Below are 16923 nucleotides of genomic sequence, written 5' to 3'. Positions count from 1 at the left end.
CGCCAGCGCCGCCAGCGCCGCGCGCCCGCCGGGCAGCAGGGCGGCGGCGCCGAGCAGCGCGACCAGCGCCAGCCACGCCAGGCGCGGCAGCATGGCCGGCGACTCGGTCGCGCGCACCGCCGCCAGCGCCGCGGCCGAGGCGATCGCCAGCCCGGCGATCTGGTATTGCACGCGCACCAGGTCGGGATGCGCGCCGGGCGCGCCGCCCAGCACCACGCGGTCGGTCGCGATGCCCCAGGCGATGGCCACCGCGACGAACACGCCGATGGCCAGCGCCGCGTCGCTCAGCGCGCGCAGCGCCCGCGCATCGCCGGCCACCATGGCGCCCACCGCCAGCATCGCCGGCCCCAGCAGCACCGCATCCACCAGCTTGGCGCGCAGGATGGCGTCGGAGGGGCTCCAGGCCCCGGCCAGCACCAGCCACAGCCACAGCAGCCCGCAGCCTGCGACCGGCACCGCCAACGCGCGGTCCATCCGCCAGCTGCGCGCCGCCGCGAAGACCGGCAGCAACGCCAGCAGCCCGAGCGCCGCCGCCGCCGTCAGGTCGAAGGGCAGGCCCGCCAGCAGCGGCGCGGATTTCAGCGCGCCGGCGAAGTGCAGGATGGCGGCCAGCACGCCCACCGCGGTCGCGAAGGCGGTCACGCGGCGATATCCGGCCGCGGCGCGGATACCGTGCCGCGCCGGCACGTCGCGCCGCGTGCGGCGGTGGCCGGCGCGCCGCGGGGCGGCATGATGCCGCCGCCGGCCGCCCGCGCGATGCGCCCTGGCGCCCCGCCGGCGATGGCGATGCCGGCCCCATGGTCGCCGCACGCCGGCGGCACCATGGCCATGCCTCCGCCCACGGCGCCGATACGGCGCGCGGTTGCGTCGCGCAACGCCACCATCCGCATCATTCGCCCGGCACCGGCGGCAATACCGGCGGGCGGTCGGGCACGCGGCGCGCCAGCATCGGTTCGCGGCGCGCCGGCGCGGCCGCGGCCGCCACCACCGCCACCGGGTCATGGCGCAGCAGCAGCAGCGCCGCGCCCAGCATCAGCACGGCCGCCGGCACCGCCAGCGCGAGCAGCACCAGCAGCAGCGGCCGGTTCGGCAGGGAGGGCCGCGCCTCGACCATCGGCGCGGAGACCAGCCGCGCGGCCACCGCCTCGTCTGCCGCCACCACCAGCCCGGCGCGCTGCTGCTGCGCCAGCAATTCGTACAGGCTGTTGCGCAGGAAGATGTCGCTCTCGCGCGTCAGGCGGCGTTCCAGCGCGGCGACGCGGCGCGCCGCCTGTTCCGCCAGGTCGGACCGCACCTTGGCCTCGGCGAAGCCGTGCAGGCGGCGCAGCATGTCCAGCGCCAGCGCCGGGTCGCCATGCGCCAGCTCCAGCGTCCAGGTCACCGAGGCGAGGGATTGCGTCACCGCCAGGTTGCGTTCCAGCCAGCCCAGCACGTCGTCCGCATCGGCCGGCCGGTCGCCCAGCAGCGCGCGCACCAGGCTGCCCAGGCCCTCGCGCCGGCGGGCGTCGATCCAGGCCGGCAGCGCCGTCTCGCGCGCCAGCATCACCGCCGCCTCGGGGCTGCGCATGGCACCGAGGTAGATCGCGAAATTGCCGGTCGGCCGCGTGTCCAGCAGCCCGCCCGGCGCGAAGGGCGAGGGCGACAGCAGCGACGACACCGCGAAGGAGGTGGTCTCGGCTGGCGCGACGACGGCCTGCGCCACATGCGCGCGCGGCATCGCCAGCACCACCGCCGCCCCGCCCGCCCAGGCCAGCAGCACGGCCAGCACCAGCCCCCGCCGCCACCCCCACAACCCGCGCAGCAGCAGGCCCAGCGGCACTACGGCACCTCCAGCATCGTGGTGATGCGCGTGACCGGCGCGCGCAGCGCGACCTCCAGCACCGGCGCGGGCACCACCACGCCATAGGCGGGGCTCTCCCAGCCCTGCGCCAGGCGCAGGCGCAGCGGCGCATCGGCGGCGATGGCGATGCGCGCCTGCGCGCCGTCCGCACCGGTCGGCGTCAGGGTCCAGTCGCCCGGGGCCAGGCGCCAGCGCAGCGTGAGCGCGGCGAAGCGGCCGGCGACACGGTCCTCCACGCGCAGGCCGCGGTCGCCCAGCGCGAAGCGCCGTTCGTGCCGCCGCCCGCGCCAGTCGCGCAGCGCCGCGCCATCCGGCAGCGCGCGGCAGCGCGGCCAATGGGCGAACAGGAAGCGCGAGACGCGCGGCATCTGCTCCTCCCCATCGAACATGATGGTGTTGTGGCCGGCAGTGCCGGCCAGCGCCTCGGTCCACCAGGCGCAGCCAGGGGGCGGGTTGTAGGCGCCGGTGCCGCCATCGCGCAGCAGCGCGGTCTCGCCGTGGCGCAATTCCAGGTGCAGCAGGTCCGCCTGCGCGGGGCGGAAGCGCAGCGGCGCGCCGGTGCGCAGCAGCACGGCCAGCGCGCCGCGGGTCTCGCCCCGCCAGCCTTCGCCGCGCCAGGCGCCGGGGCGCGGCAGCGTGGCCGCGGGACAGGCGATGCCCAGCACGCCGCAGCCGACATCGTCGCGATGCCCCGCGCTGGCGTCGCAGAACAGGCGCGCCGCGCGTTCGATGCTGCCGCGCGCATCCGCTGCACCGCCGCCCGACAGGTCCGCCACCGCGGAATCGTCGCAGGCGCCCGCGCGCGGCAGCGCGCCGGCCATCGACGCCACGCGGTGCAGCCACAGCGTGGCGGCGCGCGCGCGTTCGGCGAAGGGCGCGGCGAAGGCCGGCGCGCCATGGTGGCGACGCAGCCACTCGGCGATCGCGAGCGTATCCAGCAACAGACGGTGATAGCCCGGCGAGGCCTGCGCGAAGGCACCATCCGCCGCGACCAGCCGCGCCACCGCCTGCGCCAGGCCGTGCGCGCCGCGTCGCGCCAGGGCTTGGTCCTGCATCGCCAGGCCCAGCGCGAACAGCCCGGCGGGCTCGCTGATCGCGTGGTTGTTGTCCTGCGCGGCGGCATAGGCGCGCGTCGCGGCGATGCGCCGCGCATGCGCCGCCAGCAGCGCCCGGGGCACGCGGTCCGCGCCGTGCAGCGCGGCGAACAGACACAGGTGCAGGGCGCGCAGCGCGGCCTCCTGCCCGCAGGCCCAGGCCGGGCCGCGGAAGGGCGGGTTCGCCGCCACCCAGCCCGCCAGCAGCGTATCGGCGGCCGGCGCATCGAGCGTCAGCAGCGGCAGCAGCCGGTTCGCCTCCCAGACCGGGCGGATATCACCGGCGGCAAAGAGGTCGAGGTCGAGCGCATGCACGCGGCCGTCGAAAGGGCCGTGCCAGGGCGAGCCGTCGGCGTGCCCCTGCCCGGGGGGACGGGCCTCGTTCTCCGAGGGGGTGTGGTGCCGTGCGTCCGGCGCGCCGGCGATGGCCTGGACCAGACCAGCGACGGCAGGCGCGGGCGCACGATGTGTCGCCTCGACGGCTGTCGGTACGGTCCGCAGCGCCCGCCGCACCACCCCCAGCCGCACCATCGCCCGGTGCCAGGCGAACAGCGCCACCGCCCGCGGGCCCAGGCGCCAGGCCGCGTCCGCCGCGAGGCGCCAGCGGCCGCCGGGAACCGACGGCCCGGGTGCCGTCCCGGCCAGCATGGCGCTGCGCGTCACATCAGGCTCCGCGAATGAACGCGGACAATAGGCAGAATCACCAATAAGTTGTAAACAGGTGATGACATTACCGCTTCACGTTTCCGGAGGATGCCGCCCCGCCGATGACGGGCCTGTTGCGCCGCTGCCGATGGCTGATCCCCCTGCTGGCCATGCTGCTGGCCGGACCGGCCGTCCTGGCGCAAATGACGCCCGGCGGATCGCCGCTGCTCGCCCCGCCGACCCTGCCCTCGGTGCTGCCCAACGGCGCACCGCTGCCCGGCCTGCCGCCGGGGGTGCAGCAGGATGCGCTGCAACGCCTCCTCGATGGCGGCGCGACGCGCGGCCCGCCGGCCGGCCTGCCGCGCGGCGCGCCGATCCAGACCTTCCAGGCACAGCCCCTGCCGCCCGCCGCGGAGCCGCAGGACCCGCTTTCCGCCGCCGAGGCCTTCTTCGCCGCGCGGCTCGACGGACCGCCGCTGCGCCAGTTCGGCTACGACACTTTCCGCGCCGGCGGCGCCCCCACGCAGGGCTTCGGCGCGCTGCCCGAGGACTACGTGCTCGGCCCCGATGACGAGCTGGTCGTCGCGTTCCGGGGCCGCGCCCGGCAGACCCTGACACTGCGCATCGGGCGCGACGGGATGCTGCTGCTGCCGGACCTGGCGCCCATCCCCGCCGCCGGGCGCAGCCTGAAGGATCTGCGCACGCATCTGGAGGGCCTCGCCACCCGCGACCTGGCGGGGTCGGAGGTCTTCGTCTCGATCGGCCAGGTGCGGCAGATGAACGTGTTCGTCGCCGGCGAGGTGCTGCGCCCCGGCTTCCAGGGGCTGAACGCGCTGTCCTCCGTGCTGGATGCGCTGTCGGCCGCCGGCGGTGTGCGCAAGACCGGGTCGCTGCGCGCCATCCGCATCGAGGGCCCGCGCGGCCGCCGCGTGATCGACCTGTATGCCGTGATCGCGGATGCGCCCGGCGAGGCCGACCTGTCGCTGCGCGAGGGCGATCGCATCATCATCCCGCCGGTTGGCGGCACCGTCGCCATCGCCGGCGATGTCGCGCGCCCGGCCATCTACGAACTGCCCGCCCGCGCCACCGGCGCGCCGCTGGCCGAGATGCTGGCGCTGGCCGGCGGCACCATGCGGCCCGGCGGCAATCGGCTGCTCGGCCAGCAGAGCGACGGTGCGGGGCGGCGGTCCTTCGCGGAGCTTTCGCCGGCGTCGATGATCCGCCGGGGCGATGCGGTGCTGGTGCAGCCCGGCGCCGATGTGGTGGCGAATACCGTGCGGCTGGCGGGCCACGTCGCCATCCCGGTCACCCGCGCCGCCGCCGGCGGGCGGCAGGGGCAGACGCTGCGCGGGCTGATCAGCGACCGCCGGCTGCTGCGCAACGACCCCTATGTGCGGATGGGCGCGGTGTGGCGGGCGGATGCGCGCACCGGGTCGCGCAGCTTCGTGGGCTTCGACCTCGGCCGCGTGCTGGAAGGGCGCGCCAACCTGGCCCTGCGCGAGGGCGACGAGGTCATCATCCTCGGCCGCGGCGACATCGCCTGGCTGACATCGCCGGTGGTGCAGCGGGCACTGCGCGGCGAGGCCCCCGCGAACACACCGCAACAGGCCGGCGCGCCACCCTTCGACTGCCCGGCGCTGACGCCCCTCGCACTGGCCTCGCGCGCCTCGCCCCAGCGCTTCGCGCACATCAAGGGCGCCGGCTTCCCGGAGATCGGCGCGCCGACCTGCCCGCAGGTGATGGTGGACTACCCGGATCTCGCGGCCTTCCTGCTCGACCAGACCGTGGTGTTGACCGGCGAGGTCCGGACCCCCGGTCTGCTGCCCATCGTGGACAATACGGGGCTCGACCAGGCGATCGCCTCGGCCGGCGGGCTGTCGGACGCGGCCGACCTGCGCGTGGTGGAATTCGCGCGCGAACCCTCCGACCAGTCCGGCGCCATCCCGCTGGCCCGCACGCGGCTCGACCTCAGCAGCCGCAACTTCGCGGCGGTGCGGCTGTCGCCCCGCGACACCGTGCGCATCCCGCGATCCTTCGGCGACCGCGACACCGGCCCGGTCATCCTGGTCGGCGAATTCCTGCGCCCCGGGACCTACGACATCCGCCGCGGCGAACGCCTGTCGGAGGTCATCGCGCGCGCCGGCGGGCTCACGCCGCAGGCCTATCCCTATGGCGCCGTCTTCACCCGCGAATCCGTACGCCAGCGCCAGCAGGAAGGCTTCCAGCGCACCGCGCGCGAGCTGGAGACCAGCCTGATCCAGGTCGCCGCCGGCCAGGCCGTGGCCGGCACGCGCGGCGCGCAGACCGACCTCGGTTCCGCCATCAATGCCGGGCGCGAACTGGCGAACTCGCTGCGCGAAGCGCGCGCCGCCGGACGCATGGTGGTGGAATCCAACCCCGTCATCCTCGCCGCGCGCCCCGAACTCGATGTGCTGCTGGAACCCGGCGACATCATCGCCATGCCCAAGCGACCCAACGAGGTCACCGTGGTCGGCACCGTGCTCAACCCCGGCTCGCTGCAATTCCGCACCGGGTGGCGCGCCAGCGACTACGTCCGCGCCTCCGGCGGCACGCAACGCTTCGCCGACCCCTCCCGCGCCTTCATCGTGCTGCCGAACGGCCAATCGACCGCGGCCGGCCTGTCCGCCTGGCAACAAGGCGGCCCGCCCGTCCCACCAGGCAGCCTGGTGGTCGTGCCGCAAGACCCCTCCCCCTACGAAACCTGGGGCTTCATCCGCGACCTGACCCAAGTCCTCGGCCAGGTCTCCGTCTCGGCCGCGGCCCTCGCCGTGATCGCGCGCGAGGCGGGGAGGTAGGGCGCGGTGTTGAGGTCGCAGCCGGGAGGGCCAGCCCTCCCGGACCCTCCCGCGGGGGGGGAACCGCCCTCCAGACCTGGGGTCTTAAATGGCTGGGTTGGGGCAGGGGCTCGTCGGTGCCGCCGACCCAACCGGCGCACCATGCCCCTCCCCCAACCCAGCCATTCAGGTTCTCGCGGGTCCAGGGGCACGTATGCCCCCGGCGGGGGGTTCGGGGGGCTGGCCCCCCGCTGCGCCCTCGCCATCTGCGCCCTCCTCGCCGGCCCCGCACACGCTCAGGGCCTGGGTGGCGATGGGACAGGGTCGGACTGGGGTGGGGTTGGCCTGATCGAGATGCGCAATGCGCGGTTTCGGGCGGATGGGGTGGTTGAGGCGGGGGTGGCGTGGCGGCATCAGCGGCAGTTCTGGTTTGTCGGGTTCCAGGCCTTGCCCTGGTTGGAGACGACGTTCCGGGTGACGGAGCGGCTGAATGGCACGACCGGGTCGGGGATGGTTTCGGATCGGTCCTTCGACATCAAGATCCGGCTGTGGGACGAGCAGGAGTGGCGGCCGGCGCTGGCGGTCGGCATCCAGGACATCGCGGGCACCGGCATCTACGCGGGCGAATACCTGGTGGCGTCGAAGCGGTTCTGGGATTTCGACCTGTCGCTCGGGATCGGCTGGGGGCGGTTGGGCACCTATGCCGATGGCAACAATCCGCTGATGGATATCTGGAGTGGCTTCGGCGAGCGCACGCGCGATGTCGGGCGGGGCGGCACGCTGCGCTGGGGGTCGTATTTCCGCGGCGAGGATATCTCGATCTTCGGCGGCATCGAATGGAATGTGCCGGCGCTGCCCACGCCCTGGGGCGATATCGACGGGCTGCGCGCGAAGGTCGAGTTCAGCGGCGACAGGCTGCGCGACGAGCGCGGCGGGTATCCCGGGCGCACGACGAACCTGCGCGGGTATTCCGCCAGCCGGGTGAATGCCGGGCTGCAGTGGTCGAATGATTGGCTGGACCTTGGCGTGCATTGGGTGAACGGCACCGACCTGCTGCTGCGCGCGAGCGTGCGGATGGATGCGCATGACCCGCCGCGTGCGCCGCTGCCCGCGCCCCCGGCGATGACCGCGCGTGTGGAGGGCGGTTCGGCGGATTCGGCCGCGCTGGCGCCGCGGGTCTTCGCTGCGTTGCGCGAGGCACGCCTGCGCGGGACGGCTTTCGTGCTGGATGGCGAGGAGGCGCGCATCGCTGTCTCCGGCGGCCCCTTCCGCACGCTGGCGCAGGTCGCCGGGCGCGTGGCCCGCGCGGTGCAGCCGGTGCTGCCGCGCGCGGTCGAGCGCGTGCTGATCGCCTGGTCGCGCGACGGCGTCGAGATCGCGCGGCTGCTGGTGCTGCGCTCCGCCATCGAGGCCGCCGCGCGCGGCCATGGCAGTGCGGAGGAGATCTTCGCCACCGCCATCCTGATGCCGCCCGGCGAACCCTTCGAGGATGCCGCGCGCGCGCCGGGGCCCTTCATCGACTGGGGGATCGAACCGCGCCTGCGCGTCATCCTCGGCGACCCGTCGCGCACCGCGCTGTACCAGGCGGCGATCGGGGCGAATGCGCGCGTCGAACTGGGTGCGGGCTTCGCGATCGGCGGGGCGGTGGCGCAGGTGCTGGCGCAGAACATGGACGGCGCCGCGGCGTCGGATTCCGTGCTGCCGCGGGTGCGCTCGGACTACGCGCTCTATGCCGAGCAGGGGCGCAACCTGGCGGTCACGTCGCTCTATGGCGAACGCATGTGGTCGTTGGCGCCCGACGTGTTTGCGCGCGGCACCGTCGGGTATCTGGAACCGATGTTCGCCGGGGTCTCAGGCGAGATCCTGTGGCGCCCGCATGACCGCCCCTTCGCCATCGGGCTCGATGTCAACTACGTCGCGCAGCGCGACTACGACCAGCGCTTCGGGCTGCAGGACTACCGGGTCACGACCGGGCATCTCTCGCTGTATCTCGACCTGCCGTGGTGGAACCTGACCACCACGCTGCGCGGCGGGCGGTATCTCGCCGGCGACTGGGGCGGCACGGTCGAGGTGGCGCGGCGCTTCGATTCCGGCATCGAGGTCGGCGCCTTCGCCACCTTCACCGACGTGTCGTATGCGCGCTTCGGCGAAGGGTCCTTCGACAAGGGCATCTTCATCCGCGTGCCGCTCGACATCTTCGGCGTGCAGAGCCGGTCGAGCATCGGCGCGGTGATCCGCCCGACGCAGCGCGATGGCGGCCAGCGCCTGGCCGTGGAGAATCCGCTGTGGGAGACGACGCGCGACGGGCGCGAGGATTCGCTGCGCCGCGGCACGGCGTGGTTCACGCGATGAGGGGCGCCACGGGGGGCCAGCCCCCCACACCCGGGGTCATTCGGTCTTCGCGGGTCCGGGGGCACGTATGCCCCCGGCGGGTGGGTCCGGGAGGGCAGCGCCCTCCCGGTGCCCCTTCAGCCGAACGAGAAGTCATCCGTCGAGAGCGCCGCCACCGAGACATCCAGCAGCGTGACGCTCCCGCCCGTGAGCGCGGTGCCCCAGGCGATGACGGCATCGCCGTCGATGGTCTGGCTGAAGCGCAGGTCGTCGAAATCGTCCACGCCCTGCACCGCGATCTGGATCTTGTCGTTGGTGACCGAGAAGTCGGTGATGACATCCGCGAAGGTGCGGCCCTCGAAGCGGAAGGTGTCGTCGCCCGCGCCGCCGGTCATCAGGTCGTCGCCGCTGCCGGCCAGGACCAGGTCCGAACCCTCGCCGCCCAGCATGGTGTCGGCACCGGCGCCGCCGTCCAGCGTGTCGTGCTCGGCGCCGCCGTCCATCAGGTCGTTGCCCGCGCCGCCTGCCAGCGAATCGTCCCCATGCTCGCCGAACATGCGGTCGTTGGCGCCGCCGCCATCCAGCGTGTCGTTGTCGGCGCCGGCGAACATCTGGTCGGCGCCCCCGCCACCCAGCAGCAGGTCGTTGTCGCGGCCCGACCGCAGGATGTCGTTGCCGGCGCCGCCATCCAGCGTGTCGTTGCCGATGTCGTCGGTCAGGCGGTCGGCGCCGTCCTCGCCGCGGGCGACGTCATTGCCGATCCCGCCGTTCAGGCTGTCGTTGCCGATGCCGCCATGCAGCGTGTCGTCCTCGGCGCCGCCGAGGAGGGTGTCGTTGCCCGCGCCGCCGAACAGCTCGTCGTTGCCGGCCTCGCCTTCCAGGAGGTCGGCGCCGTCCTGGCCGAAGATCTCGTCATTGCCGGACCGGCCCAGGATGCGGTCGGCCAGGCTGGTGCCGAACAGGCGGTCATTGTCCTCGGTGCCGAAGATGGTGGGCATGGTGATCTCTCCCGTTGTTGGGCCTGCACCGGGAGGGTCCGGATGCGGCTGCCGGGACAACGCGGCGCCAGGGCGGCTTCTTCCGGGCCATCACGCAATGGTGTCCGGCAGGGCAGGGGGCGGCGGCCGGGCGCGGTCAGTGACTGTTGGATAATGCCGGCGCCGGGCTGCTGAATGCGCCGCCCGGCGCATTTTCAAACGTCGCTCAGCCTTCGCCCAGTTCGAGCGCCCGCCGATAGACGTCCCGGCGCTTCAGGCCGGTCGCCTCGGCCGCGCTGGCCGCCGCGTCGCGCAGGCTGAGCCCGGCGGCGAAGGCGGCGCGCAGCGCGGCGTCGAGGTCGGCCTCGCCGGCGGCCTCGGCCGGCGCGGGGCCGACCACGACGCAGATCTCCCCGCGCGCCTCGGCGGTCGCGTAGTGGTCCGCGAGGGTGCCGAGATCGTCGCGCCGCACTTCCTCGAACCGCTTGGTCAATTCGCGCGCGACCGCGGCGGGCCGCCCGGCGCCGAAGGCCGCGGCCATGGCGGCGAGCGATTCCGCCAGGCGGTGCGGGGCCTCGAAGAACACCAGAGTGGCGCCGAGCCCGGCGCGCTCCAGCCCGCGCAGCCGCGCGAGTTCCGCCGTCCGCGGCCCCGCGCGGGCCGGCAGGAAGCCGGCGAACAGAAAGGGGTGCGGCGGCAGGCCCGACAGCGACAGCGCCATCACCGCCGCATTCGGACCCGGCACGGCGGAGACCGCCACCCCGGCCTCGATCGCCGCGCGCACCAGCCGGTAGCCGGGATCGTTCACCAGCGGGGTCCCGGCATCCGACACCAGGGCGAAATGCTCGCCCGCCATCATGCGTTCGACCAGCCGGGGGGCTTGCGCGGCCTCATTGTGATCGTGCAAGGGGATCATGGTAGCCGCCACGCCCTGGCGCGCGAGCAATCCGCCGGTCACCCTGCTGTCCTCGCACAGCACGGCATCGGCGGCCTTCAGCGCGGCAAGGGCACGCGGCGACAGGTCGGCGAGGTTGCCGATCGGCGTCGCGACAAGCACCAGGCCCGGCCGCATGGCCGGACCACCGGGAGGATCCGAGGACCGTGTCCCTTCTGCCGCATCGCCTGCCACGCCGCTTCTCCGCGCTTGCCGTGCTGGCCCTTGTGGGCCTCGCGGCCTGCGGGGAGCAAGGGGCGGGGCCGATCGCCTCCCGCCAGCCGCTGCAGGAACCGGCGCGCAACCGCATCGCGCTGCTGTTGCCGCTGTCCGGGCCGCAGGCCTCGCTGGGCCGCGCGATGGAGCAGGCGGCCGAGCTCGCCATGTTCGAACGCGGCGGCCGCACCGTGGACTTCCTGCCGATGGATACCGGCAGCACGGCGTCCGGCGCGGCCGGTGCGGCCCGCCAGGCGGTCGGCGCGGGCGCGCGCGTGATCGTCGGGCCATTGACCGCCGCCGAGACCTCCGCCGCCTCGGCGCCCGCCCGGGCCGCGCGCATCCCGGTGATCGCCTTCACCAACGATGCCGCGCAATCCGGCCCCGGGGTCTGGACGCTGGGCGTCACGCCGGCCCAGCAGGTGCGCCGCGCGATGGGTGCCGCCATGTCGAACGGGGCGCAACGCTTCGCGGTGGCGGCGCCGGACGACGGCTTCGGCCGCGCCCTGGCCGCGGCGATGCGGTCGGTGGCGTCCGAATGGGGCCTGCCGGACCCGACCGTGGTGCTGCACCCGGCGCGCGCCAGCGGCGGGCAGGTGGCGCAGGAAATCGCGCAGCGCACCGCCGGCGCCGTCGACGCCGTGCTGATCGGCAGCACCGGGGCGCTGGCGCGCGGCATCGCGGCGGGGTTGGGCCCGGCCGGGCTGAATGCGCCGGCGCCGCGCATCCTGGGCCATGCGCTATGGGCGCAGGATGCGACGCTGGGGCAGGAACCCGCCTTGCATGGCGCGCTGTTCGCCGCCCCCGACCCGCGGTCGCGCGCCAGCTTCGATGCGCGCTTCGAAGGCGCCTTCGGCGAACGCCCGCCGCGCCTGGCCGGCATCGCCTATGACGCCGCCGGCGTGGCGGCGCGCGTGGTGCTGACGCCGCGCGGCCAGGCCGGCCCCAATACCGGCGAGGTGTTCGACGGCGTGGACGGCCCGGTGCGGCTGCAGCCGGAAGGGCTGGTGCAGCGGGGCCTGGCGTTGTTCGCGGTCGAGCCGAGCGGCGAGTCGCGCATGGTCGAGCGCGCGCCGGCCCCGGGCGCGGCCGGGTCCTGACGTCGCGCAGCGGCGCGCGCGCCATGTTCGGTGAGGCGCCGCGCGCCGCTCCCTGGTTTCGCGCCACGCTGGTCGTCGCGGGCGCGCCGTCCGCGATGCTGCTGCTGCTGGCGGCCATCGGCGAGCTCGCGCCGCGGCACGCGGCCGCCGCGTTGATCGTCACGCTCGCCAGCGGGGCGGCGGTGGCGCGCATCTGGCTCGGCAGCCTGGGGCGCCTGGCCCGGCAGATCCGCGCCGCCTCGGGCGGCGATGGCATGCCGGATCTCAGCGTGGCGCCGCTGCTGCCCTCGGTGCAGGACGTGGCCGATGGCGTGACGCGCCTGGCCCGCAGCCTGGCCGAGCGCGGCGCGCTGGTCGAACGCCTGCGCCGCGCCGACGCCGCCATCATCGAGGCCCTGCCCGACCCGCTGCTGGTGCTGGCCGCCGACCGCAGCGCGCTGCGCGCCAATCGCGCGGCGCGGGAGATGCTCGGCACCCGGGAGGGCACCGACCCGCGCGCCGGCGCAGCCACGCCGCCCGATGCCGCCGCGCTGCTGCGCCACCCGGCCCTGGCCGAGGCGCTGGACCAGGCGCTGTCCAGCGGCGCGCCGGCGGTGGCCGACCTGGTGCTGCCGGTGCCGGTGATGCGCGACGTGGCGGTGCAGGTGATCCCGATGGACCCGCCGCTGGCCGATGGCGGGCGCGTGATCGTGCTGCTGTCCGACCGCACGCGGGAACGCGCGGTGGAACGCATGCGCGCCGATTTCGTGGCGAATGCCAGCCATGAACTGCGCACGCCGCTGGCCAGCCTGATCGGCTTCATCGAGACGCTGCGCGGCCCCGCCGCCGACGACCCCGCCGCGCAGCAGCGCTTCCTGCAGATCATGGCCGAGCAATCGGACCGCATGCGGCGGCTGATCGACGACCTGCTCGGCCTGTCGCGCATCGAGCTCACGGAACACCAGACGCCGTCCGGCCGTGCCGACGTGGCCGCGGTGGCACGCGCCGAGGCCGATGCGATGGCGCCGATCCTGGCCGGGCGCAAGGCGAAGCTGGTGCTGGAGGTGGTGGATTGCGCCGCCGAACCGGCTGATGCCGACCAGCTGGCGCAGGTGATCCGCAACCTGCTGGACAACGCGATCCGCCACGGGCGCGACCGCGGCAGCATCCGCCTGGCGGTGGCGCCCGGCGCGGCGCCGGATGGCCGCGCCGGCGTGGTGCTGAGCGTGGCGGATGACGGCGCCGGCATTCCGCGCGACCACATCCCGCGCCTGACCGAACGCTTCTACCGCGTGGACAAGGGGCGCTCGCGCAGCGCCGGCGGCACGGGGCTCGGCCTCGCGATCGTCAAGCACATCGTCAACCGGCACCGCGGCACGCTCACGATCGAAAGCGAGGAAGGCGTCGGGACGACCTTCCGCGTCTGGCTGCCCGGCGGGTGACGGGGCGCAGGCTTGCCACCCCGGCGCGGCACCGCGCAGGATCGCGTCCATGACCGCCCCCAGCCCGATCCGCCCGCGCCGCGCGCAACCTGGCGAAGCCGAGGGCCTCCGCCGGCTCGTGGCCGATGCCTACGGGCACTATGTCGCGCGCCTGGGCAAGCCGCCCGGCCCGATGGTGGACGACTACGCGCAGCGGATCGCCGATGGCCAGGCCTGGGTGCTGGAAGCCGACGGCGCGCTGGTGGGCCTGGTCGTGCTGGAGGATGCCGACGACGCGCTGCTGCTCGACAATGTCGCGGTCGCGCCGGCCGCGCAGGGCAAGGGCCATGGCCGTGCGTTGATGACCTTCGCCGAGGCCGAGGCACGGCGGCGCGGCCATGCCGAGCTGCGGCTCTACACCCATGTCCTGATGACCGAGAACATCGCGCTCTATGGCCGGGTCGGCTTCCGCGAGACCGGCCGGGCCAGCGAGAAGGGCTTCGCGCGCGTGTACATGGCCAAGGCGCTGCGCTGACGCGCGCGGCAGGCACCCCGGTGCCCGCCCCCGCCGGCGCGGCGAAGGCATGGGCTGCGGATCCGGCCCGCCCAGGGGCAGGCCCGGCTGGCGTCACCCCGCCGCGAAGCGGTTCGCCGGCGCCGGGATGCCCAGGCTGTCGCGCAGGGTCGGCCCCGGATAGGCCGTGCGGAACAGCCCGCGCCGCTGCAGTTCGGGCACCACCAGCCGCACGAAATCATCCAGCGGCTTGGTGTAGAACGGGAACAGCAGGGTGAAGCCGTCGCAGGCACCCGCTTCGAACCATTCCTGCATGGTGTCGGCCACGCGCTTCGGCGTGCCGATGATGAGCTGGTGGCCGAGCGCGGTGCCGAGGTAGCGCGCCACCTGGCGGATGCTGAGGTTCTCGGCCCGCGCCTTCGCGACCAGGTGTTCCTGCCGCGCGCGCGCGGCGTTGGAGGGCGGCAGGTCGGGCAGCGGGCCGTCGATCGGATAGGCGTGGATGTCGAGGTCGCCGCACAGCCGTGCCAGCAGGCGCATGGCATTGGCTTCGTCCATCATGTCGGCCAGCGCGCCGGCGATGTCGTCGGCTTCCTGCTGGGTTTCGCCGAGGATGGTCATGAAGCCGGGCATGACGCGGACATGGTCGGGGTCGCGGCCATGGGCGGCGGCGCGGGCGCGGATGTCCTGGTAGAAGGCGATGCCTTCCGACAGCACGGATTGCGCGGTGAAGATCATGTCCGCGACGCGCGAGGCGAGCTTGCGGCCGTCATCGGACGAACCCGCCTGCGCGATGACGGGGCGGCCTTGCGGGGATCGCGGCAGGTTGAGCGGCCCGCGCACCCGGAAGAACTCGCCCTGGTGGTTGAGGATGTGGCCCTTGGATGGGTCGAGGTAGCGGCCGGACGCCTTGTCGCGGATGAAGGCGCCGTCCTCGAAGCTGTCCCACAGTCCGGCGCAGACGTCGAAGAATTCCTCGGCGCGTTCGTAGCGGTTGGCGTGGTCGGGGTGGCGGTCGAAGCCGTAGTTGCCGGCCTCGTCCTCGATCTGCGAGGTGACCAGGTTCCACCCCGCACGCCCGCCGGAGATATGGTCCACCGAGCCGAAGCGCCGCGCGATGGTATAGGGGTCGTTGTAGGTGGTGGTGGCGGTGGCGACCAACCCGATGTGCTTCGTGACGGGTGCCAGCGCCGCGATCAGCGTGGCCGGTTCGGGAAACACCTGGCGCCCCATGCCGGGCCGCCACGGCGATGCGCCATCCAGCCCCGCGCTGCCGTTCACCGCCGCGGTGTCCTGGAAGAACACGCAGTCGAGGCAGCCGCGTTCGGCGGTCTGCGCCATCTGCACGTAGTGCGCGAAGGACATGTCGGCTTCGGCGACCGCGAGCGGATGCCGCCAGCCGGCGGAATGGCTGCCCGGCGTGAAGAAGAAGGCGCCGAGGTGAAGCTGCTTCGTCATGGTGCGGGCCGGATCTCCGTGGCCATGGTGTACTGGTCGGCGCGCGGTGTCATGACCAGGCCGCGCTTCGCCCCCCAGGACGCCCCGACATGGAAGACGGGTGCGAGGGGCACGTTGTCGGCCACCCACCGGATCGCTTCCTGGGTCAGCCGTTCGCGCGTCTCGGGATCGAATTCGCTGTCCACGCGGTCGAGCATGGCGTCGAATTCCGCGTTGGAAAAGCGCGTGCGGTTCCACCCGCCATGCGCCCGCGCGGCGTTGGGCGTGCGCAGCAGCGCGGTCAGCCCCTCCGAGGCGATGCCGGACGATGATCCGAACATCGCCAGGTGCGCGGAGAGCTCCGGCGCGCCGCCGGGCGTGAGCGTCGCGCTGCGGCGCAGGTAGATCGGCATGGGCAGCGCCTCGACCAGAGTGCGGATGCCCACGGCGGTGAGCATCTGCCCGATCGCCTGGCAGGTGCGCGCATCGCCGGCGAAGCGGTCCTGCGTGCAATGCACGGTCAAGGTGAAGCCGTTGGGGTAGCCGGCCTCGGCCAGCAGCGCGCGGGCGCGGGCGGGGTTGAATTCGGGCAGGGGCAGGTTGGGCACATGGCCGATCAGGCCGGGGGCGGCGATCTGCCCGGTGGCGGTGGCGCCGCCTTCCATCACGCGGTCGGCCAGCGCCACGCGGTTGATGGCGTGGTTGATGGCGCGGCGCACGCGCAGGTCGCGCAGCGGGTTGCTGGGCAGCGGCTGGCCGTCCGCGCCGGTGATGTTGGGCACCTGCGCGCTCATGGCATCCAGGTAGAAATAGTGGGTGAAGACCGAATAGCCGTTCACCAGCTGGAGGTTCGCATTCTCACGCACGCGCTGGTGCAGGCCGGTCGGGACGTTGTCGATCACGTCGATGTCGCCGGCCAGCAGGGCGGCGACGCGCGCGCTGTCATTCGGCACGAAGCGGATCTGCACGCGCGCCCAGGGCTCGGGCGTGCCGCGCCAGTTCGGGCTGCGTTCGAAGGTGACGTCCTGCTGCGGCGTCCAGCGGCCCCAGCGATAGGGGCCGGTGCCGATGGCAGCGCGGCCGCCGTTGAAATCGGCATCCACCGCACCTTCCGCGGCTCGTGCGTTCAGGATGGCGATGGCCGCCAGGAAGTCCGGCTGCAGGGGCGTGGGCACGGTGGTGCGCACGATCAGCGTATGGGCATCGGGCGTCTCGACGCCGGCCACGTTGCGCACCGCGGCGGCATAGGTGCGCGGGCCGGTGGCGGCGCGCGCGCGCAGGATGGAAAACGCCGCATCGGCCGAGGTGAAGGGCGTGCCGTCATGGAACACGGCGTCGCGGCGCAGCCTGAATTCCCAGGTGACGGGATCGACCGACCGCCAGGATTCCGCCAGCTGCGGGCGTGGGCGCAGCGTCGCGTCCTGCGTCACCAGCGTTTCCCACACATGCAGCTGCGCGTTGCGGTTGGGCGTGAAGGTCTGGTGCGGGTCGGTGCCGTCCATCGACGCCTTGAAGGCGATGCGCAGGGTCTGCGCGCCGGCCGGCGCGGCGGCCGCCAGCAGCAGCGCCGCCGCGGCGAGGGTCGGGCGAAGGCGGGGCATGGGGTCACTCCTGCGCGGCGCGCGGCCCCGGCGGCCGCG

The 16923-nt window shown here is 74.2% G+C and carries 11 protein-coding genes and 1 pseudogene; 5 read left to right on the top strand and 7 right to left on the bottom strand.

The window, feature by feature from the left end:
* The 3 genes and pseudogenes from LQ222_RS19055 to LQ222_RS19045 form a co-directional block, all read right to left on the bottom strand.
* A pseudogene (locus LQ222_RS19055) lies at positions 1-642 on the bottom strand (O-antigen ligase domain-containing protein); the annotation flags it as partial.
* Positions 643-889: 247 nt separating this feature from the next.
* Positions 890-1819: a hypothetical protein gene (locus tag LQ222_RS19050; protein WP_230168427.1), complete on the bottom strand. Its 930-nt coding sequence runs from the start codon at positions 1817-1819 to the stop codon at positions 890-892.
* A complete protein-coding gene (locus tag LQ222_RS19045) occupies positions 1819-3597 on the bottom strand; it encodes a heparinase II/III family protein (RefSeq protein ID WP_230168426.1) in 1779 nt (592 codons plus the stop codon). Before LQ222_RS19045 ends, LQ222_RS19050 begins: the two co-directional genes overlap by 1 nt.
* 104 nt (positions 3598-3701) lie before the next feature.
* Here LQ222_RS19045 and LQ222_RS19040 point away from each other — a divergent pair, with 104 nt between their 5' ends.
* Together LQ222_RS19040 and LQ222_RS19035 are read left to right on the top strand one after the other, a co-directional pair.
* Positions 3702-6395, top strand: coding sequence for an SLBB domain-containing protein (locus LQ222_RS19040; RefSeq protein WP_230168425.1), 2694 nt, complete (start codon positions 3702-3704; stop codon positions 6393-6395).
* Positions 6396-6614: 219 nt separating this feature from the next.
* Complete coding sequence (locus tag LQ222_RS19035) at positions 6615-8726, top strand: YjbH domain-containing protein (protein WP_230168428.1); 2112 nt, start codon at positions 6615-6617, stop codon at positions 8724-8726.
* A gap of 116 nt (positions 8727-8842) precedes the next feature.
* Here the strand turns inward: LQ222_RS19035 and LQ222_RS19030 are convergent, their stop codons facing one another.
* The gene (locus tag LQ222_RS19030) at positions 8843-9703 is read right to left on the bottom strand and encodes a calcium-binding protein (RefSeq protein WP_230168424.1); all 861 of its coding nucleotides are present in this window, start codon (positions 9701-9703) and stop codon (positions 8843-8845) included.
* Between the two features lie 205 nt (positions 9704-9908).
* Positions 9909-10754: a 16S rRNA (cytidine(1402)-2'-O)-methyltransferase gene (gene rsmI / locus LQ222_RS19025; RefSeq protein WP_230168423.1), complete on the bottom strand. Its 846-nt coding sequence runs from the start codon at positions 10752-10754 to the stop codon at positions 9909-9911.
* A gap of 29 nt (positions 10755-10783) precedes the next feature.
* Here rsmI and LQ222_RS19020 point away from each other — a divergent pair, with 29 nt between their 5' ends.
* Genes LQ222_RS19020 through LQ222_RS19010 form a run of 3 tightly spaced genes read left to right on the top strand, consistent with a single transcriptional unit; the run spans position 10784 to position 13867 of the window.
* Positions 10784-11932, top strand: a complete 1149-nt coding sequence (locus LQ222_RS19020; RefSeq protein ID WP_230168422.1) for a penicillin-binding protein activator — start codon at positions 10784-10786, stop codon at positions 11930-11932.
* 23 nt (positions 11933-11955) lie between these two features.
* Entirely contained in the window at positions 11956-13353 is a 1398-nt protein-coding gene (locus LQ222_RS19015; RefSeq protein ID WP_230168421.1) for an ATP-binding protein, read from the top strand.
* Between the two features lie 49 nt (positions 13354-13402).
* Positions 13403-13867 (top strand): GNAT family N-acetyltransferase, encoded by a 465-nt coding sequence (locus tag LQ222_RS19010; protein ID WP_230168420.1) that lies wholly within the window; start codon positions 13403-13405, stop codon positions 13865-13867.
* A gap of 93 nt (positions 13868-13960) precedes the next feature.
* Here the strand turns inward: LQ222_RS19010 and LQ222_RS19005 are convergent, their stop codons facing one another.
* A complete protein-coding gene (locus LQ222_RS19005) occupies positions 13961-15304 on the bottom strand; it encodes an LLM class flavin-dependent oxidoreductase (protein ID WP_230168419.1) in 1344 nt (447 codons plus the stop codon).
* Positions 15301-16884, bottom strand: a complete 1584-nt coding sequence (locus LQ222_RS19000) for an ABC transporter substrate-binding protein (protein ID WP_230168418.1) — start codon at positions 16882-16884, stop codon at positions 15301-15303. The genes LQ222_RS19005 and LQ222_RS19000 overlap by 4 nt, the downstream gene beginning before the upstream one ends.
* Positions 16885-16923: the final 39 nt, after the last annotated feature.

Source organism: Roseomonas sp. CECT 9278 (assembly GCF_918698155.1).
Classification (GTDB): Bacteria; Pseudomonadota; Alphaproteobacteria; order Acetobacterales; family Acetobacteraceae; genus Neoroseomonas.
Note: the sequence above shows the minus strand (reverse complement) of the source record. Positions and strands in the feature narration are given on the sequence as shown.

Excerpts from the sequence above, each read along its gene's own strand:
- LQ222_RS19040 (WP_230168425.1), top strand. The coding sequence starts at position 3,702 with ATGACGGGCCTGTTGCGCCGCTGCCGATGGCTGATCCCCCTGCTGGCC.
- LQ222_RS19030 (WP_230168424.1), bottom strand. The coding sequence starts at position 9,703 with ATGCCCACCATCTTCGGCACCGAGGACAATGACCGCCTGTTCGGCACC.
- rsmI (WP_230168423.1), bottom strand. The coding sequence starts at position 10,754 with ATGCGGCCGGGCCTGGTGCTTGTCGCGACGCCGATCGGCAACCTCGCC.
- LQ222_RS19015 (WP_230168421.1), top strand. The coding sequence starts at position 11,956 with ATGTTCGGTGAGGCGCCGCGCGCCGCTCCCTGGTTTCGCGCCACGCTG.
- LQ222_RS19010 (WP_230168420.1), top strand. The coding sequence starts at position 13,403 with ATGACCGCCCCCAGCCCGATCCGCCCGCGCCGCGCGCAACCTGGCGAA.
- LQ222_RS19005 (WP_230168419.1), bottom strand. The coding sequence starts at position 15,304 with ATGACGAAGCAGCTTCACCTCGGCGCCTTCTTCTTCACGCCGGGCAGC.
- LQ222_RS19000 (WP_230168418.1), bottom strand. The coding sequence starts at position 16,884 with ATGCCCCGCCTTCGCCCGACCCTCGCCGCGGCGGCGCTGCTGCTGGCG.